Annotated in this window: 18 protein-coding genes; 12 read left to right on the forward strand and 6 right to left on the reverse strand. The window is 74.2% G+C overall.

Features of this window, described 5'->3' with window-relative positions; all coding sequences use genetic code 11:
* Positions 1-45: 45 nt before the first annotated feature.
* Both CP982_RS14040 and CP982_RS14045 read right to left on the reverse strand, forming a co-directional pair.
* The gene (locus CP982_RS14040) at positions 46-474 is read right to left on the reverse strand and encodes an organic hydroperoxide resistance protein (RefSeq protein WP_150510842.1); all 429 of its coding nucleotides are present in this window, start codon (positions 472-474) and stop codon (positions 46-48) included.
* Between the two features lie 85 nt (positions 475-559).
* Positions 560-1,594, reverse strand: coding sequence for an NADP-dependent oxidoreductase (locus CP982_RS14045; protein ID WP_150510843.1), 1,035 nt, complete (start codon positions 1,592-1,594; stop codon positions 560-562).
* A gap of 126 nt (positions 1,595-1,720) precedes the next feature.
* On the opposite strand from CP982_RS14045, the gene CP982_RS14050 reads away from it, so the two are divergent.
* Together CP982_RS14050 and CP982_RS14055 are read left to right on the forward strand one after the other, a co-directional pair.
* Positions 1,721-2,176 (forward strand): MarR family winged helix-turn-helix transcriptional regulator, encoded by a 456-nt coding sequence (locus tag CP982_RS14050; RefSeq protein ID WP_372503358.1) that lies wholly within the window; start codon positions 1,721-1,723, stop codon positions 2,174-2,176.
* A 201-nt stretch (positions 2,177-2,377) separates the two neighbouring features.
* A complete protein-coding gene (locus tag CP982_RS14055) occupies positions 2,378-2,848 on the forward strand; it encodes a hypothetical protein (RefSeq protein ID WP_150510845.1) in 471 nt (156 codons plus the stop codon).
* A gap of 84 nt (positions 2,849-2,932) precedes the next feature.
* Here CP982_RS14055 and CP982_RS14060 read toward each other — a convergent pair whose 3' ends face one another.
* Together CP982_RS14060 and CP982_RS41675 are read right to left on the reverse strand one after the other, a co-directional pair.
* Positions 2,933-4,198: a PucR-like N-terminal domain-containing protein gene (locus tag CP982_RS14060; protein WP_150510846.1), complete on the reverse strand. Its 1,266-nt coding sequence runs from the start codon at positions 4,196-4,198 to the stop codon at positions 2,933-2,935.
* A 7-nt stretch (positions 4,199-4,205) separates the two neighbouring features.
* Positions 4,206-4,367, reverse strand: coding sequence for a hypothetical protein (locus CP982_RS41675; RefSeq protein ID WP_170316414.1), 162 nt, complete (start codon positions 4,365-4,367; stop codon positions 4,206-4,208).
* A gap of 366 nt (positions 4,368-4,733) precedes the next feature.
* Here CP982_RS41675 and pgfA point away from each other — a divergent pair, with 366 nt between their 5' ends.
* The 9 genes from pgfA to CP982_RS14105 all read left to right on the forward strand — a co-directional run bounded on the left by pgfA (position 4,734) and on the right by CP982_RS14105 (position 16,301).
* Positions 4,734-5,768, forward strand: a complete 1,035-nt coding sequence (gene pgfA / locus CP982_RS14065; RefSeq protein ID WP_150510847.1) for a cell envelope lipid trafficking protein PgfA — start codon at positions 4,734-4,736, stop codon at positions 5,766-5,768.
* A gap of 292 nt (positions 5,769-6,060) precedes the next feature.
* The gene (locus CP982_RS14070) at positions 6,061-7,242 is read left to right on the forward strand and encodes a glycosyltransferase family 4 protein (RefSeq protein ID WP_150510848.1); all 1,182 of its coding nucleotides are present in this window, start codon (positions 6,061-6,063) and stop codon (positions 7,240-7,242) included.
* A complete protein-coding gene (locus CP982_RS14075; protein ID WP_150510849.1) occupies positions 7,239-7,976 on the forward strand; it encodes a class I SAM-dependent methyltransferase in 738 nt (245 codons plus the stop codon). The genes CP982_RS14070 and CP982_RS14075 overlap by 4 nt, the downstream gene beginning before the upstream one ends.
* Positions 7,973-12,361 (forward strand): DUF3367 domain-containing protein, encoded by a 4,389-nt coding sequence (locus tag CP982_RS14080; RefSeq protein ID WP_229878898.1) that lies wholly within the window; start codon positions 7,973-7,975, stop codon positions 12,359-12,361. The genes CP982_RS14075 and CP982_RS14080 overlap by 4 nt, the downstream gene beginning before the upstream one ends.
* Entirely contained in the window at positions 12,358-13,704 is a 1,347-nt protein-coding gene (locus CP982_RS14085) for a condensation protein (RefSeq protein WP_150510850.1), read from the forward strand. Before CP982_RS14080 ends, CP982_RS14085 begins: the two co-directional genes overlap by 4 nt.
* Positions 13,701-14,483 carry a class I SAM-dependent methyltransferase gene (locus CP982_RS14090; protein WP_150510851.1) on the forward strand — a complete coding sequence of 261 codons (783 nt, stop codon included), beginning with the start codon at positions 13,701-13,703 and terminating at the stop codon, positions 14,481-14,483. Before CP982_RS14085 ends, CP982_RS14090 begins: the two co-directional genes overlap by 4 nt.
* 5 nt (positions 14,484-14,488) lie before the next feature.
* On the forward strand, positions 14,489-15,412 hold the full coding sequence (locus tag CP982_RS14095; RefSeq protein WP_150510852.1) for a DMT family transporter: 924 nt from the start codon (positions 14,489-14,491) through the stop codon (positions 15,410-15,412).
* Positions 15,409-15,642, forward strand: a complete 234-nt coding sequence (locus tag CP982_RS14100) for a Trm112 family protein (protein ID WP_150510853.1) — start codon at positions 15,409-15,411, stop codon at positions 15,640-15,642. The genes CP982_RS14095 and CP982_RS14100 overlap by 4 nt, the downstream gene beginning before the upstream one ends.
* A gap of 56 nt (positions 15,643-15,698) precedes the next feature.
* Positions 15,699-16,301, forward strand: a complete 603-nt coding sequence (locus tag CP982_RS14105) for a hypothetical protein (RefSeq protein WP_229878897.1) — start codon at positions 15,699-15,701, stop codon at positions 16,299-16,301.
* Here CP982_RS14105 and CP982_RS14110 read toward each other — a convergent pair.
* On the reverse strand, positions 16,298-17,176 hold the full coding sequence (locus tag CP982_RS14110) for an ATP-grasp domain-containing protein (RefSeq protein WP_150510854.1): 879 nt from the start codon (positions 17,174-17,176) through the stop codon (positions 16,298-16,300). The two genes, CP982_RS14105 and CP982_RS14110, sit on opposite strands and share 4 nt — an antisense overlap.
* Before the next feature lie 295 nt (positions 17,177-17,471).
* Between CP982_RS14110 and CP982_RS14115 the strand changes: the two genes are divergently transcribed.
* Entirely contained in the window at positions 17,472-18,938 is a 1,467-nt protein-coding gene (locus CP982_RS14115) for an acyl-CoA synthetase (protein WP_150510855.1), read from the forward strand.
* A gap of 79 nt (positions 18,939-19,017) precedes the next feature.
* Here the strand turns inward: CP982_RS14115 and CP982_RS14120 are convergent, their stop codons facing one another.
* Entirely contained in the window at positions 19,018-22,758 is a 3,741-nt protein-coding gene (locus tag CP982_RS14120; protein ID WP_150510856.1) for a S8 family serine peptidase, read from the reverse strand.
* Between the last annotated feature and the right edge of the window lie 214 nt (positions 22,759-22,972).

The following is a 22,972-nucleotide window of genomic DNA, read 5'->3' on the forward strand; positions in this document are numbered from 1 at the left end:
GAGCGCGCAGCGCGAGTCAGAGCCGCGCGGGGCGCCCACGCCAGATCACGCCAGCTTGATGTCGACCTTGATGTTGCCGCGCGTCGCGTTCGAGTAGGGGCACACCTGGTGGGCCTGCTCGATCAGGGACTTGGCGGTGGCCTCGTCCACGTTCGGGATGGAGGTCACGAGCTCGACCTCCAGGCCGAAGCCGCCGGACTCGTTCTGGCCTATGCCGACCTTGGCGGTGACCGTGGAGCCGGAGATGTCGGCCTTCGCGCGGCGGGCGACGACGCCGAGGGCGCCCTGGAAGCAGGCGCTGTACCCGGCGGCGAAGAGCTGCTCGGGGTTGGTGCCCGCGCCGCTGCCGCCCAGCTCCTTCGGCGGGTTCACGACGACGTCGAGCTTGCCGTCGTCGGAGGCGACGCGCCCGTCGCGGCCGTTCTCCGCGGTGGCCACGGCGGTGTACTTGACGTCGATGTTCTGGATGGACATGAGTGTCGGATCCTCCTGGTGTGTGCCGTTCCGCGCGCCCGTCGGCCCGGCAATGTGGAATTACCTTACCGAGTAGCGGAAGTTCTCAGGCGTCGAGAGAGACGATCATCTTGCCGGTGTTCTCACCGCGCAGCATGCCGAGGAACGCGTCCGCGCCGCTCTCGATGCCGTGCGCGAACGTCTCGGCGTACTTCAGCTCGCCGGAGCGCACCCACGCGGCGACCTCGCGCACGAACTGCGCCTGGAGGTCCTGGTGGTCCTGCACGAGCATGCCCTGGAGCCGCAGGCGCTTACCGATGATCATGGCCATGTTGCGCGGCCCCGGGGTCGGCTCGGTGTCGTTGTAGCCCGCGATCATGCCGCAGATGGTGGCGCGGCCGCCCACGTTCATACGGCTGATGGCGGCCTCCAGGTGCTCGCCGCCCACGTTGTCGAAGTAGACGTCGACGCCGTCGGGGGCCACCTCCTTGAGCTGGTCGACGACGGGCTTCTCGTCCTTGTAATTGAAGGCCGCGTCGAAGCCGTACTCCTCGACCAGGAGCTTGACCTTGTCGTCCGAGCCCGCCGAGCCCACGACGCGCGAGGCGCCCTTGAGCCGGGCGATCTGGCCGACCTGGCTGCCGACCGCGCCCGCCGCGCCGGAGACGAAGACGGCGTCCCCCTCCTTGAAGGAGGCGACCTCAAGGAGGCCCGCGTACGCCGTCAGGCCCGTCATGCCGAGCACGCCCAGATACGCCGAGAGCGGGGCCGCGTCCGCGTCCACCTTGGTCGCGTGCTGCGCGGGCACCGAGGCGTACTCCCGCCAGCCCGCGAAGTGCAGCACGTGGTCGCCCACCGCGAAGCCGTCCGCGTTCGAGGCCACGACCACGCCGACCGCGCCGCCGTCCATGGGCTGGTCGAGCCCGAAGGGCGGGATGTACGACTTCACGTCGTTCATCCGGCCGCGCATGTACGGGTCGACGGAGAAGTGCAGGTTCCGGACCAGGACGCGGCCTTCCGCCGGGGCCTCGACGGGGGCCTCCCGCAGCGCGAAGTCCTCCGGGACCGGCCAGCCGTGCGGGCGCCGCACGAGGTGCCAGGCGCGGCCGGTGGCGGGGAGCTGCTCGGGGGTGACGGACATGGGGGGTGCCCTCCTCAGACTTCTTCGGACGTCAGGCCCCGGCACCTTCGGGATGCGAGGCTTCGAGGCCTAATGCTTCAGGTTCTGAAATAAGCATGCGCTTCGATATTTTAGATTGTCAAGTAAATGGGTACGCTGAGAGACATGGTCACCCAGAACTCCCCCGCCCCCCGGATCGACCCGCTGACGCTCGAGGTCGTCGAGCTGATCGGCACGGTCGTGGCGCGCTACCACGAGGAGTACGAGGTGGCGGCGGGCAAGCACGCCCTGACCGGGGCGCAGGCGCGCGTCCTCGGGCTGCTCTCCCTGGAGCCGATGCCGATGCGGCGCATCGCCCAGAAGCTGAAGTGCGAGCCGTCGAACGTGACCGGGATCGTGGACCGCCTGGAGGCCCGCGGCCTCGTCGAGCGGCGGCCCGACCCGGCCGACCGGCGCGTGAAGCTGGCGGCGCCGACCGAGGAGGGGCTGCGGACGGCCCGGAACCTGCGCGAGTCCCTGGACTTCGCGCGGGAGCCGCTGGCGCAGCTTTCCCGCGACGAACGCGAGTCCCTGCGGGGGCTTTTGCAGCGCATGTTGGGCTAGGGCTGGCGCCCTCGCCCTCCCCCCTGCTCCCCTTCGTCTGCGGGTCGTCTGGGGCTGGGCGCGCCGTTCCCCGCGCCCCTTCGGGGCGCTCCCTTAGGTGCACCACCAGAGGAAGCGGTCGCATGTCTCCGACGGGGTTGGGGTCGGGGTCGGCTTGGCCTGCGTGGGCTTGGGGGTCGGAGAAGTGGGCTCGGGGCGGGGGTGGACGCGGGCGGGGCGTCCGCCGAGGAGGCCGTGTCGTCCGGTGTGGTCTCGTTCCGTACCGTCTCCGGCGTCTTCTCCCGCTTCTCCTCCTCCGGGGTGACCGTCGTCGCGTTCTCCGACGGGGGCACCGAGGCAGTCACCGGCTCGGCGGAGGTGTTCGCGTCCGCCGCGCCTTCGGGGCGTTCGGCGGTGTCACGGCGCGGCTCGTCCTCGGCCGACGAGGCCGTGTCGGGGCGCTCGGACGACGACTCGGTGCCGAGTTCGGCGAAGCTCAGGCCGCCCACGGCCAGGACGAGGCCCGCGGTGGCGAGCAGGACCCGGCGGCGCCTGCGGCGGTGCTGGGCCGCTCGGCGATTGCGAGCGCCCCGACGCCCCTGCTCCTGGGGCAGCTCCTCGTACTCCTCGCTCGCACTGGCAGCCTCGTACGCGTGGCGGTCATCCATGGGGCCCATGAGGCATGGAGGCTAGGTCCAGCGCGGTGCCGGAGGAAGCCGAAGCTGTGAAGGTTGTGTGCGGAACTGAACCGTCCGGGGGCGGTGCGCGTCCGGCCCCTCAGGGCCGCCCGAGTTCGCCCCGCAGCCGCCGCGCCCGCAACACCAGCTCCAGCTCGAAGCGGCGGTCCGGGTCGTCGATCTCGTCGCCCCACAGCTCTCGGATCTGTCGCAGGCGATAGCGCACGGTTTGCGGATGCACACCGAGCCGGGCGGCGACTTCGGGGGCGCCGCCCCGGGTCTCCAGCCAGGCGAGGAGGGTCTGGGCGAGACGGCGGCCGTGGGCGGGGCCGCAGTGTTCGAGGGGGGCGAGGCAGCGCCGGGTGAGGTCCTCGATCAGCTCCTCGGGCTGGAGCAGGACCAGGGCCTCGGTGTGCTCGGTGCAGTGCAGCACCTCGCCCGCGGGCAGCAGTCCGCGCTGCATCAGACCGATCGCGGCCTGTGCCCAGCGCAGCGACTTCGCGGCGTCGGCGAGCGCGACGGGCGGGCCGATGGCGCCGGACCAGCCGGTCATGGCGCGGCGCAGCAGTTCGGGGCGGCCCGCGGCGTCCGGGTCGGGCACGACCATGCGGGGCTGCTCCGCCTCCATGTCGAGCAGCACGCCCTCGCCGACGGCCGGGGCGACCGCCTCGCGCGCCGGGCGGAGCAGCACGCCGACGGCGACGCGCTCGGGCAGGGCCCAGCCGGCCCGGGCGGCCCGCTCGTCCAGACCGCCGTCGGCGCCGAGCACGGAGCTGGGCTGCGGCTCCGGGCGGCGCTCGGAGAGCAGGGACTCCATCAGCTTGCGTTGCAGCCGCAGCCGCTCCCCGGCCTGGCGGGCCGCGGCCTCCGCGTAGCCGCGCACCGACTGGTCGACCAGGCCGTCCAGGTACTCGAAGCCGGACTCGGCGAGCTCGTACATGGCCGGGGGCGGTATCTCGGTCTGCTGGCCGATCTCGGCGAGGCGGCGCCAGGCGAGCCGGACCCCGAGGCGGTAGATCGCCTGGAGCGAGTCCAGGCTGCGGCCCTCCAGGCCCTCGCCGCGGCCGAATTCCTGGAAGACCTCGGGGTGGTAGCGCGGCCGGTCGGCGGCGGCGAGCTGCTGGACGAAGCCTTCGAGGGCGCGGCGGATGCCGACGAGCGCCATGGGCTCGCCGGAGTCGTCGAGGACGACGGGCAGGCCCGGGTACTCCGCGCGGATCTCGCGCAGGATGTCCTGGGCGAGCACGGGCACCTCTTCGAGAGCCAGCGCGGCGAAGCGTCTGACCTTCAGGGGCGGCACGTCGCGCCAGGCCGAGCGAGTCATGGTCGGGCGCTCGCTCTCGGAGAGGTCGGGGACGGCGGGCATGGCCGGATCACTGGTCCCGCTGGTCGCGGTCCGGTGACTCGTAGTGCACGAGCGGCCGGTTGGGCTGGTCGGGAGTGGCGTTCAGGAGCGCGACGATGCCGAGCCCGGCGCCCACGGCGAGGGCCGCGGCGACGGCGGCGGTCAGTGCCGCGGCGAGCGTTCTGTGCATGCGAGGGTCAGCCTCTCTGCTGGAGGTCGTACCCCACCCTGGCCCTGAGCTGTCAGGTCGCGCAGAGTCGATAACCGGCCCGTTGCCGGCCCCGTCCGGCAGGTGCCCAGTGTCGACAACCATTGACACTGCGTCAAGGGTCCGCCTAGCGTTCGCGGCTCATACGGGTCGGTAACACCGCGGTGACACCGCCGCAGCGATTCGGGCAACTCATCGGCAACAGGACCGAAGCACCTGCGCAACACGTCCGTCATGCCTCACAGTTGAGCGGCCGACGAGCGTGTGACCGAACCGTGATCGACAGCTCTGTGCTCCACAGCTCTGTATTCGACCGTCCCCCTGTTCACCTCACGGCAGGAGCGCCGGATGACGCGCCGTACAGCCTCGCCCTTGTCCCTGGTCCTGCTCGGTCTCGGCGTCTTTCTGCTGGTCCTGGCCCCGATGCTGGCCTGGTACGTCGAGCCGCGGGCGAAACGCACGCCGATCGACGTCGACCAGATCACCGTCTTCGAGGGAAAGGGCAGCTATTTCGATACCGAGAAGATCAAGACCGTCGCCGACCAGCGCCTCACCGTCACCCGGCAGGTGCGCGGCGACGTCGCCGACAGCGAGAAGTCGGGCCGCGCGATCTGGGACGTGGTGACCTCCATCGACCCCGACAAGACGCTGCCCGCGGCCGACCCGCACGACGCGCTCCAGTGGACCCAGGAGCGCTGGGTGACCGACCGCAAGACGAACAAGCCCGTCCACTGCTGCGGCGAGAAGCCGCGCTTCGAGGGCGACGCGTATCTGAAGTTCCCGTTTGACGTGCAGGAACGTGACCACCTGTGGTGGGACCCCACCCTCGGTGGCACCGTGCCGCTGACGTTCCGCGGCGAGAAGAAGATCCAGGGGTACGAGGGCTACCGCTTCACCGGCAGGGTGGCCGCCACCAAGACCGGCACGCGGCAGGTCCCCGGGCGCCTGGTCGGCCTGCCCGAGCGCGGGCAGGTCATGGCCGAGGAGTGGTACGCCAACCACGGGATCGAGCTGGTCGCCGACAAGCGCACCGGCCGGATCATCTACGCCGCCATCGGACCGCGCAAGACGCTGCGGGCGCCGGGCGGCAAGAAGGACCGCACGGTGCTCCTGGACAGCCGGCGGATCGCGTTCACCGAGAAGACGCAGCGGGCCCAGGTGAAGCTCGCCGACGACGACAGCTCGCGTCTGAAGCTGGTCGGCGAGACGCTGCCGCTGCTCTGCGTGGTCCTGGGCGGTGCGCTCACGCTGCTCGGCGGCGCCCTGGTCATCCGGGGTCGCAATTCGGGAGCAAACGGCCCGAACGGGCGCGGCGGGAATCCGGATGCGGAAGGTCCACATTCCGATACCTCACCAAGTGCCCTGCAACCCACCACGATGTGATGAGACGTCAGCTCTAAGAAGGCCCGAAATTGTCACGCCGGTGAGTAGCCGCACCGTTCGGTGCGGCGAAAACTATCCACCCCACCTACGCACCGGCCCGCACCACCCCCCGAAGCACCCCGCGTCCCCGACGCACCCCGCATCCCCGACCGACCCGCGGGGTTCCGCCCCCACCGCACCACCCGGAACCCCGCCGAGCCCGACCCGTCCGCCACCACCGCTGCGAGAGAGCGCCCGCACCACCGTCCGATCCCCCCACAGTTCCGCACCCTGAGACGAGTTGGAGCACCCCATGCCCCAGCACGTGCCGTCGTCGCTGAGCCCCGTCGCCCAGCGGCCCGCGCGGCTCCTTCCGGCGCTCCCCCCGCAACCGCGCCGGATCGCCTTCCTCGCCCGCCGCGATCTCGGCAATCCCGCGGCAGGCGGCTCCGAACTCCTCGTCGACCGCCTGGCCGACGGGCTGACCCGCGGGGGTCACCAGGTCACGCTGCTGTGCGGCGGACCCGCCGCGTACCGCGACTACCGCGTGGTGTCGGCGGGCGGCGACCTGGGGCACTACCTGCGCGCCCGCTCGGCCTACCGCCGCCAGATCGGCGGCAGCGACCTCCTGGTCGAGGTGTGCAACGGCATGCCGTACCTGGCGCCGCTGTGGCACCGCGGCCCCACTCTCTGCCTGGTCAACCACGTCCACACCGAGCTGTGGGCGATGCGCTTCCAGGGCCCCCTCGCCCCGGCCGCCCGGCTCGGGCGCAGGCTCGAACACTGGGCGCTCTCGGGCGCCCAGCGCGGCAACCTCCTGGTCGCCGTCTCCCCGTCGACGGCCACCGCCCTGCGCGACCTGGGCGTCGACCGCGACCGCATCCGGGTCGTGCACAACGGCGTGGAGGAGCCGGGGCCGCTGCACGAGCGCTCCGACGAACCGCTCTTCCTCGCCATGGGCCGGCTCGTCGAGTACAAGCGCGTCGATCTGCTCCTGCGCCTGTGGGAGCGGGTCCGCCCGGTCACCGGAGGGCGGCTCGTCATCGTCGGCGAGGGGCCCGAGCGGGCCCGCCTCGAACGGATGGCGGGACCGGACGTGCACTTCACCGGGCACGTCTCCGAGGCCGAGAAGCACCGGCTGCTGTGCGCGGCCTGGCTCCTGCTGCACCCCTCCGCCGTGGAGGGCTGGGGCCTGGTCATCACCGAGGCCGCGGCGCGCGGGACGCCCGCGATCGGCTTCGACGTGCCCGGCGTACGGGACTCCGTCGAGGACGGGGTGACCGGTCTGCTCGCGGGCGGCGAGAGCTCCTTCGCCGCCGCCTGGTGCACGCTGGCGCTCTCCACCGAGCGGCGCCGGGCCTTCGGCAAGGCCGCCGCCGAGCGCGCCGCGCAGTTCCGCTGGGCCAACACCGTCCGGCAGTTCGCCGCGGTGGCCGCCGAGGCGGTCGCCGCGCACGAGCCGCCACCCACGTCACGTCCTGAGGGGTCCGGGTGAAGGATCCTTCGCTGCGCCGCTCCGTGACCCTGTTCCGGGCCTTCCTCAGGGAGCGGCAGGAACCGGAGCGGTGCTACGCGCTGCTCGCCCGGGACGCCGCCGACCAGGTCGAGCGCCATCTGCCCGTGAACGGCAAGGTGGTCGTGGACGTCGGCGGCGGCGCGGGCTACTTCACCGAGGAGTTCCGCAGGCGCGGCGCGCAGGCGTTCCTCTTCGAGCCCGACCTCAGGGAGCTGGGCGCGCGGGGCGCGCACGGCGCCAAGCCGCCCGAGGGCGCGGTGGTCGCGGACGGCTATCTGCTGCCCGTGGCGACCGGCTCGGCCGACGTCACGTTCTCCTCCAACGTCCTGGAGCACGTGGCCGACCCGCAGACCTTCCTCAGCGAGCTGGTCCGGGTCACCCGGCCCGGCGGCCTCATCTACGTCGCGTTCACCAACTGGCTGTCCCCCTGGGGCGGCCACGAGTGGGCGCCCTGGCACTACCTGGGCGCCGAACGCGCCCGCGCCCGCTACGAGCGGCGCACCGGCACACCCGCCAAGCACACGCTCGGCGTCAACCTCTACAAGCACCACATAGGACCCACGCTCAGACACGTGCGGGCCCGCGAGGACGTCACCGTCGTCTCCGCGCGCTCGCGCTACTGGCCGTTCCTCGCCGAGTCCGTGGCGAAGGTTCCGGGCGTGCGTGAGTTCACGACCTGGAACCTTCTCCTCATCCTCAGGCGGTGTCCATGACCACAACGGTCCAGGCCCCTCCCCCGGCCGCGACGCGGCCGACGGCGCGCCGGCCCGAACCCGAGCACGGCCCGCGCCCTCGGCGCTGGATCGCCGGGTTCTGGGCCGTCACGCTCGTGTGCTTCCTCGCGGTGAAGCCGGGGCGGATGACGTTCGACACCAAACTCGGTGTCGCCGTCGATCCATGGCAGTTCCTCTCCGACCTCGGTCAGCTGTGGCACGACCGGGGCGGCTTCGGGGGCCTCCAGGACCAGTACATCGGGTACGCCTTCCCGATGTTGCCGTACTACGCGCTCACCGACCTGCTCCAGGTGCCGGTGTGGATCGCGGAGCGGCTGTGGTTCTCGCTCATCGTGACGGCCGCGTTCTGGGGCGCGCTGCGGCTCGCCGAGCGGCTCGGCATCGGCAGCCGCGGCTCGCGGCTGCTCGGCGCCGCGGTGTACGCGCTGTGGCCCACGTTCACCGTGGTGATCGGCTCGACGTCGGCGGCGGCGCTGCCCGGCGCCTTCCTGCCGTGGGTGCTGCTTCCGCTCACCAACGACCGCGTGACCGCGCGGATCGCGGCGTTCCGCTCGGCCCTCTTCATTCCGTTCATGGGCGGCGTCAACGCGGCGTCCACGCTGGCCTCGCTGCTTCCCGTCGCCCTGTACCTGCTCTCGCGCCCGAACGGGCCGCGCAAGCGCAAGCTCATCACCTGGTGGGTGCCGGGCGTCGTCCTGGCCACCGCGTGGTGGGTGGTGCCGCTCCTTCTGCTCGGCTTCTACGGCGAGAACTTCCTTCCGTACGTGGAGAACGCGGCCACCACGACCGGCACCATGTCGGCCACCGAGGCGCTGCGCGGCGCCGGGAACTGGGTGGCGTACCTGCACTTCGGCGAGGCCTGGCTGCCCGCGGGCTGGACGGTCGCGGCCTCCGTGGTCACCATCGTCTGCTCGGCGCTCGCGGCCGGGCTCGGGCTCGCCGGGCTCGCCCGCCGCGACCTGCCGGAGCGGCGCTGGCTGACCCTGACGGTCCTCGCGGCGATCCTCATCATGCTGGCCGGGTACGGCGGCGCCTCCGGGGCGCTCTTCCACGGCACGGTGCAGGACTGGCTGAACGGCTGGCTGGTGCCGTTCCGCAACATCTACAAGTTCCAGACGGGCGTCGCGCTCGCCCTCGCCCTCGGCCTCGCGCACCTGGCGGGCGCGGTGGGCCGGGCGCGCGGCGCGCGGGCCCTGCCCGGCCGCCGGTACGCGCCGCTGATCGCCGCCGTCCTGGTGCTCCCCGGCCTGCTGTGGCCGTACCTCAACGGCTCGATCCTGCAGCCCGGTTCGTTCAAGAAGCTGCCGAACCACTGGCAGGCGACGGCCGACTGGCTGGACAAGTACTCGCCGGACTCGCGCGCCCTGGTGGTGCCCGCGACGGCGCACGGCATCTACGGCTGGGGCTCCTCGATCGACCAGCCCCTCGACGTGCTCGCCGAGTCGCGCTGGGCCCAGCGCGACTACGTGCCGTTCGGCACGCCCGGCAACCGGCGCGCCATGGACGCCGTCGAGCAGGCACTGATGACGGGCAGTCAGGTCCCGGGCCTCAAGGACTACTTGACGCGTGCGGGCCTGTACTACGTGGTCGTGCGCAACGACCTCGACCCGGACCAGGTCGGCCACGTCCCGACGGCCACGGTCAAGCGCACCCTGGAGCAGTCCGGCTACACCCGGGTGACCGGCTTCGGCCCGACCCAGACCGGCGGCCGCATCGCCGAGGACACGCCCGTGCAGGTCGAGGGCCTCTACCCGCGCCAGCGCGCGGTGGAGATCTACTCGCCGGGCAAGGACACGCCGCGCCCCGGCCAGGCCGGTGTGAAGCCGGTGTCCAACACGGCCGTCGTCAGCGGCGGTCCCGAGGCGCTGCTCCCGCTGTCCGCCGATCCCCAGCTGCGCGACCGCCCGGTGGTCCTGACCGGGGACAACCACCCCGGCCTCGGGTCCGCTCCGGGCCTGCAGGCGGTCGGTGACGGCCTGCGGCGCGCGGACACGCGGTTCGGCCTGGTCAACACCAACACCTCGTACACGTACACGCGCGACGAGAAGAACGCGCCGGACGCGCTCCAGGACCCGGGCAAGAAGCCGCACCAGATCCTGCCGACCAAGGGCATCGAGCACCAGACGACGGCGGAGCTGCGCGGCGCGAAGGCCGTGAAGGCCTCCTCGTACGGCAACTGGCTCTTCCACCTGCCGCAGTACGACCCCGTGAACGCCTTCGACGGCAACCCGGGCACCGCCTGGACCGAGGGCAACCCGGGCAGCCCCGACGGCGAGTGGATCAAGGCGGAGTTCCGGAAGAAGACCGCCGTCCCGAAGTCCTTCAAGGTGACGCCGCTGCCCCAGGACGGGGTGCGGGCGGCCCCGACGCGGGTGCGGGTCGAGACCGAGCGGGGCCGGAAGGACTCGTTCCTGAAGGCCGACGGCACGACGCAGCGCGTCGCCGCCGTGCCCGGCGACTCCGACTGGATCAAGATCACCATCCTGGACTCCCAGGTCGCGACGCGCGGCCTGACCGGGGCCGGGTTCGCGGAGATCAGCATCCCCGGCGTGCAGGTGACCAAGCTCCTTCGGATGCCCGACGACGTGAAGGGCACGGAGGGCGCCGACGCCGACGCGACGACGTACTCCATGCACCGCTCGGCCGACCCCAGCGGTCTTTCGCCCGTGACCTCGGAAGCCGGTCTGCACCGCCGGTTCACGACCGAGGGGCAGGACACGTACGACGTGCGGATGAGCGCCGTCGCCGTGCCCGGGTCGAAGCTCGACGAGCTGCTCTACGACGTGGCGCCCGAACAGCGCCGGCAGATCCGGGCGAGCGCCGACTCCACGTCCGACATGGGCACGGGCCTGTCCGCGCGCAATCTGACGGACGGCGACCTGACCACCGCGTGGATCGCCGGGGACCGCCCCGTGATCCATCTGCGCTGGCCCGACAAGGTCCCCGTCGGTGAGATCGTCCTGCCGCCCGCGGGCGGTCTGTCGACGCGGGCCGAGAAGATCGAGATCAGCTCGCCGGACGGCGCGGCGGTCGCCGGGGTCGACGAGAACGGCATGGCGCGCTTCGCGCCGATCACCACCGACCGCCTCACCATCACCATCACCAAGACCGCGCCGCTGACCCTGCACAACCCGGTCGCCGACGAGAAGCTCCAGCTTCCCGTGGGCGTCACCGAGGCCTACGTCCCGGCGCTCGACCAGTACCGCACCAAGCAGCCGCGGGCCGGGCGCACCTTCGAACTGGCCTGTGGCCAGGGGCCCGAGGTGGCCATCGACGGCAAGCTGTACCCGACCTCCGTCAAGGGCACCGTGCGCGACCTCGTGCAGCGGCGGCCCGTCGAGGTCACGCTGTGCGAGCGCGGCGAGCGGCGGCCGAAGCCCCAGGACGAGGTGAGCCTCGGCGCGGGCGAGCACCGCGTGGAGGCCGGTGACGCGGGCCCGCTCGCGCTCACCGACGTCACGCTGACGCGCGGCACGCCCGGCAACCTCGACACCAACGCGCGCGAACTGACCGTCAAGGACTGGCTGGGCGACCGGCGCCAGCTCGCCGTCGGGGACGGCGCGGCCTCGTACCTCACCACGTACGAGAACGTGAACGACGGCTGGAAGGCCACCCTGAACGGCAAGGAGCTGCGCGAGGTGCGGCTCGACGGCTGGCAGCAGGGCTGGCTGATCCCGGCGGGCGAGGGCGGCACCATCAAGCTCAGCTACGAGCCGTCGACGGCGTACGAGGCCGGGCTCATCGGTGGCGGCGTGGGCGTGCTCGCGCTCGTGGTGCTCGTGTTCGTGCGCCGCAAGGACGCCAACCCGGACGGCCCGGACGTGGCGCCGCCCGCGCCCGGCATCGTCCTCGGCACGGTGGCCCTGACCCTGGTGGCCGTGGTCGTCGCGGGCTGGTTCGCGCTGCTCGTGCCCGCCCTCGCGGTGCTCGCCTGGCGACGGCACGCGCTGCTCGCGCCGCTCGCGTTCGTCGCGCTCGCCGGGGCGGGGATCGCCGCCGCGACCGGTGCCGGGGAGACGATCGCCGCGGACGAGGGGGCCTTCGGGCACGCGGCTCAGATCATGGCGTTCATCGGCCTGTTCGCGGCCCTGGTGTCGGCGCGGGAGGCCGCCCCCGCGGGGGCGGCCGGTGTCCCTGCCGGGGCCGCGGGTCCGGGCGCAGCGCCCGGTGGGCCGCCCGTGCCCGGTCAGGGCGTGCCGCCCGCCGGGCCGCCGCAGCCGGCCGGGCCCTCGCCCGCCGCGCCACCGGCGGCGCCCGCGGCCGACGACCCGCTGGCCAAGCGCGGGGCGCCGCCGCTGCCCCAGCGGCACCCGGAGCCCGGCGACGGCACGGAACAGCGACAAGGGGAGGACCACCGGCCATGACCGCGCTGCACCACCCGGCCCGGCGCGCGGACGGCTCCGGCCGTCCGCCGCGCCGCGTGCCGTTCCCCGTCGTCGACGAGGTCGCCCGGCACTGCCTCCAGGAGGAGGAGCCGGAGACCGTCCACATCGAGGTGCACCTGCCGGGCACCCCGGACCCGGACCGGCTGCGGGCCGCGTTCACCGAGGCCCTGCGCCGCCACCCGCGCATCCTCATGCGGGAGGCGCGCGGCCCCTGGTACCGGCGCCGCTACGAGTGGGAGCTGACCGAGGGCCCGGACGTGGAGGTCGTCACCTTCCCGGGCGCGCGGGCCGACGGCCTCAAGCGCGCCCGGGAGCGGGCCCTGTGCGACGCGCCGCCGCTGACCGCGTCCCCGCCGGTGCGCCTGGAGGTCGTCGCCGCCCCGGAGCGGGGCGGCGCCGCCAGCGCCCTGTTCCTCACGATCAACCACACGGCCCTGGACGGGCCCGCGTGTCTGCGCGTCCTCGCCACGGCCGCCGAGCTGTACGGGGGCCGGGACAACGCGCCCGCCGCGCCCCCGACGCGCGCGCCCGCCACCGCCCCGGCGGCGGACGCGCCCGACCTGCCCTCACCGTGGGTCCCGCCCGCCCGCGTCGCCCACGGCGCGCCGGAGCCCAGGCCCGGCAACGGCATGCTGGTGGCGGAGCTGCCGGTGCCGCGCCGCCCCAAGGGCTCGCCGTTCACCGTCAACGACCAGCTGATGGTCACGACCGCGCTGATGATCGCCCACTGGAACCGCGAACACGGGGCGAAGCCGAGGCCGTTGCGCATCACCATGCCCGTCGACGACCGCCCCCGCGACATGTCGATGCCCATCGGCAACGGCACGCGGCTCGTCGAAGTGCCCTTCGGCGCCGACGAGCTGACCTCGCTCCTCGATGCCGAGCCGCGCCCCGAGGACGTCCGTACGCTCCTGCGCCGCACCTCCGACCGCACGCGGGCCCTCAAGGCCCTGTCCCGGCCGCAGCTCGGCCACGGCGCGACGCTCCTGACCGCGCCGGTCCTGCCGGTGGGCGTGCGGGCCGCCGTCACCCGGGGCCTGCGCAGGGCCGCCGCGCCCTGGACGTCCACGACGCTGCTCAGCAACATCGGCCGGATCCCGTACGCCCTCGACTTCGGGGACGCCGGGGCGGCGTCCGCGGTGTGGTTCTCGGCGCCCGCCCGCATGCCGCGCGGCCTGACCGTGACCACCGCGTCCACGGCGGGCCGGCTGCACCTGGCCCTGCGCTGGTCCCGGACGCTGCTCGGGCACGGCGACGGCGCCCGCCTCCGCGACCTCTTCGAGCACTACCTCCACGCCACCGAGGAGGAACCCGGCTCATGACGACGACAGGCACGACCGGCACGACCGGAACCCCCGACACGGGCGGGCGCGCCGCGCCCGGACGCCCGCGCGGCCTCAGGGACTTCTACGAGGACCCGGGCGTCCCCGTCGCCTCCGGGGACGCCCGCAGCCTGCGGCAGGCGCGGATGCTCGCCGCCGCGCTCGGCCCCGCCACGCGCGGCGCCCGCGTGGTCCTCGACGTGGGCTGCGGCGACGGCTCCGCCGCCCGGGTCGCCGCGCCGCTGCTCGCCGGGCACCGCGTCATCGGCGTCGACTGGTCCCAGGACGCGCTGCGCCGCGCGAGCGGCCACCTGCCGTACGTCGTCCGCGGCGAACTCACCGACGGGGGCCTTCCGTTCGCGTCCGGGTCGGTCGACGCGGTGCTCTTCAGCGAGGTCGTCGAGCACCTCGTCGATCCCGACTCGGCCCTCGACGAGCTGCGCCGCGTGCTGCGCCCCGGCGGCCATCTGATGCTGTCCACGCCGAACCTCGCCGCCTGGTACAACCGCGGGCTGCTGCTCGCCGGGGTACAGCCGGTGTTCTCCGAGGTGAGCCTGCGCGCCATCCACGGCCGCCCGGGGCGCGAGGTCGTCGGCCATCTGCGCCTGTACACCGCGCGGGCGCTGCGGGAGTTCGTCGCGGCCTCCGGCTTCGACGTGGTCCGGCTCGCGGGCGCGCCCTTCCACGGCGTGCCCCGGCCGCTGCGGGGCCTCGACCGGCTCGCCTGCGCCGTGCCGGGCGCGGCCTCGATCCTGCTCCTGCACGCCCGGAAGGCCTGAGGCCCATGTGGGTGGGTGTCGTCGCGGCGCTGCTCGCGAACGTCCTCTACAGCACCGGTTTCGTCCTGGAGAAGCGGGCCCTGTCCGCGATGCCGTCGGTGAGCGTGCGGGCGCCGCTGCGGCTGCTCGGACAGGTCGTCTCCAGCCCCCTGTGGCTCGGCGGCTCGCTCGCGCTCGCGGCGGGCTTCGGCGCGCAGCTCGCCGTCTACCGGACGCTGCCGATCGCCGCCGCCCAGGGCATCTTCGTCTCCGGCCTCGTGCTGCTGCTCCTGCTGTCGTCGCGGCTGCTCGGCGAGCGGACGTCGGGGCGCGAACGGATCGCCGTCGGCGCGATCCTGGTCGCCCTCCTCATGGTGGTGCTCTCGCTCGACGAGGGCGCCGACACCGTCGGCGAGGACGCCCCGGTGCCGCTGGTCCTCCTGGTCAGCCTGCCCTCGCTCGCGCTCGGCGTGTGGCTGTACGCCAACGGCGAGCGCCGCGCCGGACAGCGCCACCGGCAGCCGACGACGGGTGTGGAGTACGGCGTCGCCGTCGGCCTCCTGTACGGCGTCAGCTCGCTGGCCATCAAGGGCGTGTCCAGCTCGCTCACCACGCACGACATCGGCGGCGCGCTGCTCGACCTGCTGCGCTCGCCCTACCCCTATCTGCTGCTCTTCACCGGCGCGTTCGGCCTGATCATGTCGCAGGCGGCGCTCCAGCGGTGCCGGGCCTCGCTGATCGTGCCGGTGTGCACGACGGTGACGTCGCTGTTCACCGCGGTGCTCGGCACGCTCGCGTTCGGCGAGGCGCTGCCACACGACCCGGTGCGCCTGGCGCTGCGCGTCGCGGGCACGGCCCTGGCCGTGACGGTTCTGCTCGTCATGCCCAAGCACGACGCGCCGCCCGCCGCCCAGACCCCCACCCCTCCCAAGGAGCTGACCTCCGGATGAACCCCGACGACCCCCTCCTGAAGATCCTCGCCTGTCCGCTGGACAAGGGGCCGCTGGTGCTCGTGGCGCCCGAGCGGGACGCCGCGGCGGGGGTGGACCAGACCCTGTACAACCCGCGGCTTCGCCGCCGCTACCCCATCGTCGACGGCATTCCGCAGCTCCTTCCGTCCTCCGGCGAGCAGGTCACCGAAGAGGAGCACGAGCGGCTGCTGCGGCAGGCCGCGCCCTGAGCGGGGGCGCGGAGGGGCCGTCCACCCCCGGCCGGGTGATGGGCCACGATGGATCCATGCCCTCAAGCCCCTCCGCGCCCTTCACGCCGCTCGACTTCCAGCTGGTCCTGCTGCGCCGCATGGCCGACCACAACCCGGACCTCGTCGAGGACGCCCGGCACGCCCTCGGCGTCTCCATCGGCGAGATGCGCGAGGCCAACCGGCGCTGGCAGGCGATGGTGCGCTCCCCCAGGTCGCGCGCGGCCGTCTCCCGCTACCGCTCGGTGCTCGGCGAGCCCGCTTCCACCGTGCGCCGCACCATCGGTGACCTGGAGTGCGAGGCCCTCCTCTGGCCGGTGCCGCTCTGGCCTGACCTGCGCTTCGAGGTGCTGCTCGGGCCGCGCAACGCCGTCTGGAACGAGTGGCTGGTCCGGGCCCCCGGCGCCGCGGCCCCCGCGCTGCGCACGCTCGCCGACCTCACGCCCTGGTCCTGCACGGTCGACGAGGCCGCCCGCGCCTTCGCTCCCGCGCGGCCGATGGAGGGCACGGCGCCGACGCGGTGGCGGCTCGCGTTCGACGGCCCGGACGGGGAGGGCGGACGGCGGGCGTGCGTGGCGGAGTTCACCTGGGGCCTGTTGCAGCGGGTGTCGTACGCCGAAGGCGACGGGCCGGGGCGCTAACCGGCTGCCTTCACGATCAGCTCCGCGACCACCGGCAGGGACTCCGGGTGGACGCCGAGGAACAGATTCGGCTCGATCAGCTCCAGCTCCATCACGCGCGGCGCCCCGTCGTCGCCGTCGACCAGGTCCACGCGCGCGTAGAGCAGCTCGGGGGCGCCGGGCACGGCGGCCAGGGCGCGCTCGGCGAGGGCGAGTTCGGCCTCGGTCGGCTGCCAGGCGCGGACGTCGGGGTGCGAGGTCTTGGCGGCGTCGTACGCGGTGCCCGGGGCGAGGACGGCGCCCTTGCGGATGGCGTGCCGGTAGTGGCCGCCGAAGAAGATCAGGGCGCGCTCGCCGGTGGTGTCGATCCGGTGCATATAGGGCTGCACCAGCGCGGTGAGGCCCTCGGCGTGCAGCCGGGCGACGTGGGCGCGGGCGGCCGCGTGCTCGTCGGGGCGGTAGCGGCCCGCGAGGTGGGAGCCGCCGCCGACGGTGGGCTTGATGACGAACTCCCCCGCGGGCAGGTCGAGTCCGTCGGCCGGTCCGGGGGCCGCGTACGCCGTCGGCACGGTCGCCACCCCGGCCGCCGCCAGCTCGCCCAGGTACCGCTTGTCGGTGTTCCAGCGCACGACGCCCGCCGGGTTGGCGAGCCGCGTCAGCGCGGCGACGCGCTCGGCCCAGGCCGTGAACTCGGCGACGTGCTCGATGTAGTCCCACGTCGAGCGTATGAGGACGAGGTCGTACGCGCTCCAGTCGACGTCCGGGTCGTCCCAGTGCGCGGCCCGCGCGGTGGCGCCCGCCGCGGTGACGGCGCGCACGAGGTCCGGCAGATCGCGGTCGACGGCGTCGATGTGGTCCTGGGGACGGAAGGTGGCGAGGGCGACGGCGAGGGCCACGGGGCGCTCTCCTCGGGTGCGGGCGGCCCGGGAGAGGGCACGGGGGAACCGGACGGCGGGACGGCCGCAGGCTAACGCGGCCCCCGCACGCGGGGAAAGCGGATTTCCCGCGACGCGGCGCCGGGGGCCGCTGTCGCGAGCACGCGGCCGGGGGCTTGCGGCGAGGGGGAGGTGGATAGGTTTGCGGGGGAACTGATCGTGATGTCGGTCGGCCTGCCGTGACACCACGCCTTCGGCGGCGTGACGCTCTCGTCGAGCCGCCGCGCACACGCCGAGCGCATACGGAGGACGACTCGTGGAATCCGAACCCCTCATCCCCGCCCTGACGGCGCCGGGCGACTCCCCGGCCCTGCGGTTCGGCGACCGGGGCCTCACCTACGCCGAACTCGCCGCCGCGGCGGGCGCGCTGGCCGCCCGCCTCACCGACGCGGGCGCGGCCCGCGTGGCCGTCTGGGCGACCCCCACCCTGGAGACCGCGGTCGGCGTGGTGGCCGCGCTGCTCGCCGGGGTGCCCGCGGTGCCGCTCAACCCCAGGTCGGGCGAGGGGGAACTGGGGCACATCGTCGGGGACAGCGCGCCGTCCCTGGTGCTCGCGGGCCCGGGCGACGAACTCCCCGCGGCGCTCGCGGGACTCGGCCGGGTGGACGTGCGCCCGGTGCCGGAGGGCCCCGCGCCCGCCGCGCCCCGCGAGGTGTCCCCCGCCGCCCCCGCCCTCGTCGTCTACACCTCCGGCACGACGGGTCCGCCCAAGGGCGTGGTCCTGCCCCGCGGCGCGCTCGCCGCCACCCTGGACGCGCTCGCCGACGCCTGGCAGTGGACCGGCGACGACGTCCTGGTGCACGGGCTGCCGCTGTTCCACGTGCACGGCCTGATCCTCGGTGTCCTCGGGCCGCTGCGCCGTGGCGGATCGATGCGCCACCTGGGCCGGTTCAGCACGGCCGGGGTGGCGCGGGAGCTGGCTTCCGGGGCCACGATGCTCTTCGGCGTGCCCACGATGTACCACCGCGTCGCCGAGGCGCTGCCCGACGAGCCCGAGCTGGTCAAGGCCCTCGCGGGCGCGCGCCTCCTGGTGTCGGGCTCGGCCGCGCTGCCCGTGCACGACCACGAGCGCATCGCGTCCGCCACGGGGCGGCGCGTCATCGAGCGGTACGGGATGACCGAGACGCTCATGAACACCAGCGTCCGCGCGGACGGCGCGGCCCGCGCGGGCACCGTGGGCGTGCCGCTGCCCGGCGTCGAGCTCCGCCTCGTCGACGAGGCGGACCAGGAGGTCCCGGCCGGGCCCGACGGCGTCGGGGAGATCCAGGTGCGCGGGCCCAACCTCTTCACCGAGTACCTCAACCGGCCCGACGCCACGGCGGCCGCGTTCGCCGACGGCGGGTGGTTCAGGACCGGGGACATGGCCGTGCGGGAGCCCGACGGGTACGTCCGCATCGTCGGCCGCAAGGCGACCGACCTCATCAAGAGCGGCGGGTACAAGATCGGGGCCGGGGAGATCGAGAACGCGCTCCTCGAACACGACGGGGTGCGGGAGGCCGCGGTCACGGGCGAGCCCGATCCCGATCTGGGCGAGCGGGTCGTCGCGTGGATCGTCCCCGCGGACCCCGACCACGTGCCGTCCCTGGACGAGCTCGCCTCCCACGTCGCCACACGCCTCGCCCCCCACAAGCGCCCCCGGACCCTGCGCGTCCTCGACGCCCTGCCGCGCAACGACATGGGCAAGATCCTCAAGCGATCCCTGTCAGCAGGCGACGGCGACTGAGCCGATCCAGCCCGTCCGGCGTTTGAGGACAAGCGCGACAGCGCGGTGGGGTGAGCCGCACCACAGGGGCCGGGCGGGGTTAGCGGATGCCCACCGCCCTCAGGACCTCCTGGGAGACCGACCCGCCCCGGTCGTCCGCCGCGGACCCCCGCAGGGACACCCCGGAGGCGCCCCGCGGCACCCGCAGCTCCCCGTTCCACGAGGAACCCTCGCGCCGCAGCGGGACAGCCGTCCACGACGCGCCGTCGTCGTACGACACTTCGAGGCGCGCGGAGCGGATCGTCCCCGGGGCGGTCGCGCCCCGGACGTACGAGGCCGTCAGGCCCACCGGCACGGTGCGCCCGGCCCGCACGTCCCCGTACAGGTCGGTGTCGACGTCGAAGCCGAGGTTGAGCACGGGCAGGACGGTCTTGCGGTCGGCGGGGGTGCGGGCCGAGCGGACGGTCCACTCGGAGTGGCCCTTGGTGGCGAGCCGCCAGCGGTCGGCGGAGAGCGTGGTGTCGGTCACGACCTTGTACGTGCGCTCCTCGGGCGCGGCGTCCCAGACGTACACGCCGGAGCTCTGCTTCCGGTCGACCAGCTCGCCGTCGGCGTAGACGGCGGTGACCTGCGTCATGGAGTCGTCGTTCCAGACGTCGCCGAAGCCGGTGTGGTCGGGCCCGGAGTCGCCCCAGCCGGGCACGTTGAAGGCCAGGTCGTCGCCGGTGCGCTCCTGGCCCCAGCCGAGGCCGGTGCCGAGCCAGGGGTGCCAGACGGGCTTGAACCAGTCGAGCCCGGTGCGCTCGCCGCCCCGGTAGCCGACGAGCCCGCCGCGCTGCTCCAGGGCGGTGGGCCCGGCGTGCGCGGTCTCGTGCCACAGGCGGCCCCTGCCGGAGGCGACGTAGTCGGTGCGCTCGGCGGGGTACGCGATCTTCTCCAGGAAGCCGATGCCGACGGGGAAGGTGTCGGTGAGGGAGTAGCGGAACTCCCCGCCGGGTGTGGCCTTGCGCGCGGGCGCGTGGAACTCGGCCTGCACGACGGCGAGTTCGCGCTTGCCCGGCGCGTAGGTCAGCGGGCGGTCGGGGACCGCGCCGGTGAAGCCGTCCTCCAGGTCGTAGACGTAGGGCGTGTAGGGGGTGCCGGTCACGGCCACCGTGCGGCCCTCGCGCGCGGCGGCGAGCAGCCGCGCCCCGTCGGCGGCGCCGACCGTGGCGATCGTCAGGGGCCGGTCCGCGTTGTCGTCCGTGCCGAACCAGGCGTTGAGGCGGCCGGGCACGCCGTCGGTGACGAACAGCGCCTTCGCGCCCGCGGCCTGCGCGGCCTGCGCGAGCGCGGCGGGCGTGGGCTGCCCTGCCGCGCCGGTGCGGCGCACGACGACGGCCTTGCCGCGCACGTCCTTGCCCGCGTACGCGTCCGGGGTGCCGTCCCCGGCGTCCACGAGCTTCAGCCGGGCGCGGCCCTCGGTGACCGTGCCACCGGGCTGGGCGACGGCCGCGCCGACGCCCTCGACGTCGAGGACGGGTTTGCCGAGGCGCCAGACGGTGCGGTACTCGAAGGTGCCCCGGCGGACCTTGGAGGTCGGGGCCGCGAAGACGCTGTCGTACTTGACGGGCACCTGCGCGGCGCCCTGGTAGGTCGAGCCGTTCGCGGTGCGGCTGACCTCCATGAGCAGTTGCCGGGTCTCGCTGCGGCGCGGGACCTGCGCGGTGACCTCCCGCAGCTTCCGCGCGTCGAGGGTGATGGTCCGGTCCCGGTCGAGGGCGACCTCGGGCGCGGCGAGGAAGCCGAGGCCGAGCGAGTCGGCGCCGTGGGCGCCGCGCACGTCGAGGAAGGAGGACAGGGAGTACGCGCCGGGCTTGAGCCGCAGCTTCAGCTCGCCGGAGTCCCCGACCGCCGCCGGGTAGGGGTCCTCGCCCTCGGCCAGCGGGTGCACCACGACGTCGGCGCCGGTGGGGGCGCCGTCGCGGTCCTTGACCCGCAGCGTGAGCGTGTACCGCTCCTCCTCCTTGACCAGGCCGAACGCGGTGTGCGCGACGCGCTTGCCGCCGGCGGTCGCGACGATCCGGCCGCTGGTGTTGCCGACGGGCGCGTGCGCGCCGTCGCCGGTGACGGTGGTGGCGGCGGTGCCGTGCGCGGGCACGGTGAGCTTCTTGTCGGCGAGCGTGACGACGCCCTCGGCGGCTCCCTCCGCGGCGAGGCTCAACTCCACGGGTGCGTCGGAGGTGTTGGCGTACGTCACCGTCCTGCGCACCGGCTTGTTGTCGTCGTACGGCCATGCGTGGAAGCCGAGGTCGGCGGCGCCGGTCGCGGTCACCTTCGCGCCGATCGCGGACGGCACGTCCACACGGCCCGCGCCGAGCGTGTACGCGGACGCGTCGAGCTCGTGCGACGTGGACATCAGGGCGTCCTTGAGCTGCTGCGCGGTCCAGTCGGGGTGGCGCTCGGCGAGCAGCGCGGCGACGCCCGTGACGTGCGGGGTCGCCATCGACGTACCGCTCATGGCGGTGTAGTCGCCCTGCCCGGGGGTCAGTCGGGAGCGGGCGGCGAGGATGTCCACGCCCGGCGCGGACAGGTCCGGCTTGAGGGCGCGGTCGCCGTGCCGGGGGCCCTGGCTGGTGAAGTACGCGGCCTCGTCGGCGGAGTCGACGGCGCCGACGGTGAGCGCGGAGTCGGCGGCGGCGGGCGAGCCGATCGAGGAGGGCGCGCCGGTGTTGCCCGCGGCGACCACGAAGAGGGCGCCGGTCTCCTCGGTGAGCGCGTTGACGGCGGCGGCCATCGGGTCGGTGCCGTCGCTCGGCTCGCTCGAACCGAGGCTCATGGACACGATCTTGGCGTCCACGTCCTTGGCGGCCCACTCCATCCCGGCGACGATCCCCGACTCGCTGCCGAAGCCCTCGTCGCTGAGCACCTTGCCGACGGCGAGTTCCGCGCCGGGCGCGACACCCTTCTCCTTGCCGTCGAACGCGGCGCCGCTGCCGCCGACCGTGGAGGTGACGTGGGTGCCGTGGCCGCCGCGGTCGGCGACCTCCTGGCCCGGGACGAAGCTCTTCGTCGCGCCCACGCGGCCCTTGAGGTCGGGGTGCGTGGCGTCGACGCCGGTGTCGAGGACGGCGACCTTCACGCCCTTGCCGGTCAGTCCGGCCTGCCAGGCCTCGGGCGTGCCGATCTGGGCGTTGCTGGCCTCCATGTCCGCCTCGACGCGGCCGTCGAGCCACACCTTCGCGAGGCCGCCGCCGAGGCCGCGCGGGGCCTTCGCGGCACTGCCGGTGACGCTCCGCCAGAAGGCCGTGCCCGGGGCCGCCTCGACGGCCGCGCCCCGGATGCTGGGCAGCGGGCGGACCTCACGGGTGCCGCGGGGCGCCTCGCGGGCCGCGCGGGCGTTCTTGTACGTGACGATGAGCGGGAGGGCGTCGCGCCCGCCCCGCTCGCCCTTCGCGTCGCGGCGGACACCGGCGCCTTGGCGCAGCAGCTCCGTCACGTCGAAGAGGCGCTCGTCCAGGACGCCGGCGCGCAGGTACGGGAGGGCCTCGTCCGGTACGACGGTGACGCGGCCGTCGACGACGCTCGTGCGCACGGTGCCGTTCGCGCCGCGCGGGCGGTCCACGGCGACGGTCTGCTTGCCGCCGCCGAGCCGGGTGACGGTCACCTTGTCGCCGGTGACGAGGGTGACGGTGGCGGTGGACTGCCGTGTGTGCGCGGCCTGTTGGGACGTACGGGTCTCGGGTCCTGGCGCGGCCGTCGCGGTGAGCCCCACGGGCAGCAGGGTGAGGGCGAGCCCGGCGGGCAGGAGTCTGCGGCGGGCGTATCGGGGGCGACGGGCTTGCCGGGGTCTCGGTGTCAAGGCGGCCTCTCTTCGTCGGCACCACGGGCGGGTGACGCCCGGGGCACGGGGCCCGCGGACGCTGCGGCAAGTGTCAGTCCGCTTGTGTTGCGGGAGAGTTGCGCGGTACTGGCGGGAAGCTGCCAGGGCGGCTTTCCGCCAGCGGGGCCGTCGGTCAGAATGTGGGCTCACGGACGGAACGGCGGGCCGCGGCGGGCCCGTGTGACGACGGGGG

The sequence above is a fragment of the Streptomyces spectabilis genome, assembly GCF_008704795.1.
Taxonomy (GTDB): Bacteria; Actinomycetota; Actinomycetes; order Streptomycetales; family Streptomycetaceae; genus Streptomyces; species Streptomyces spectabilis.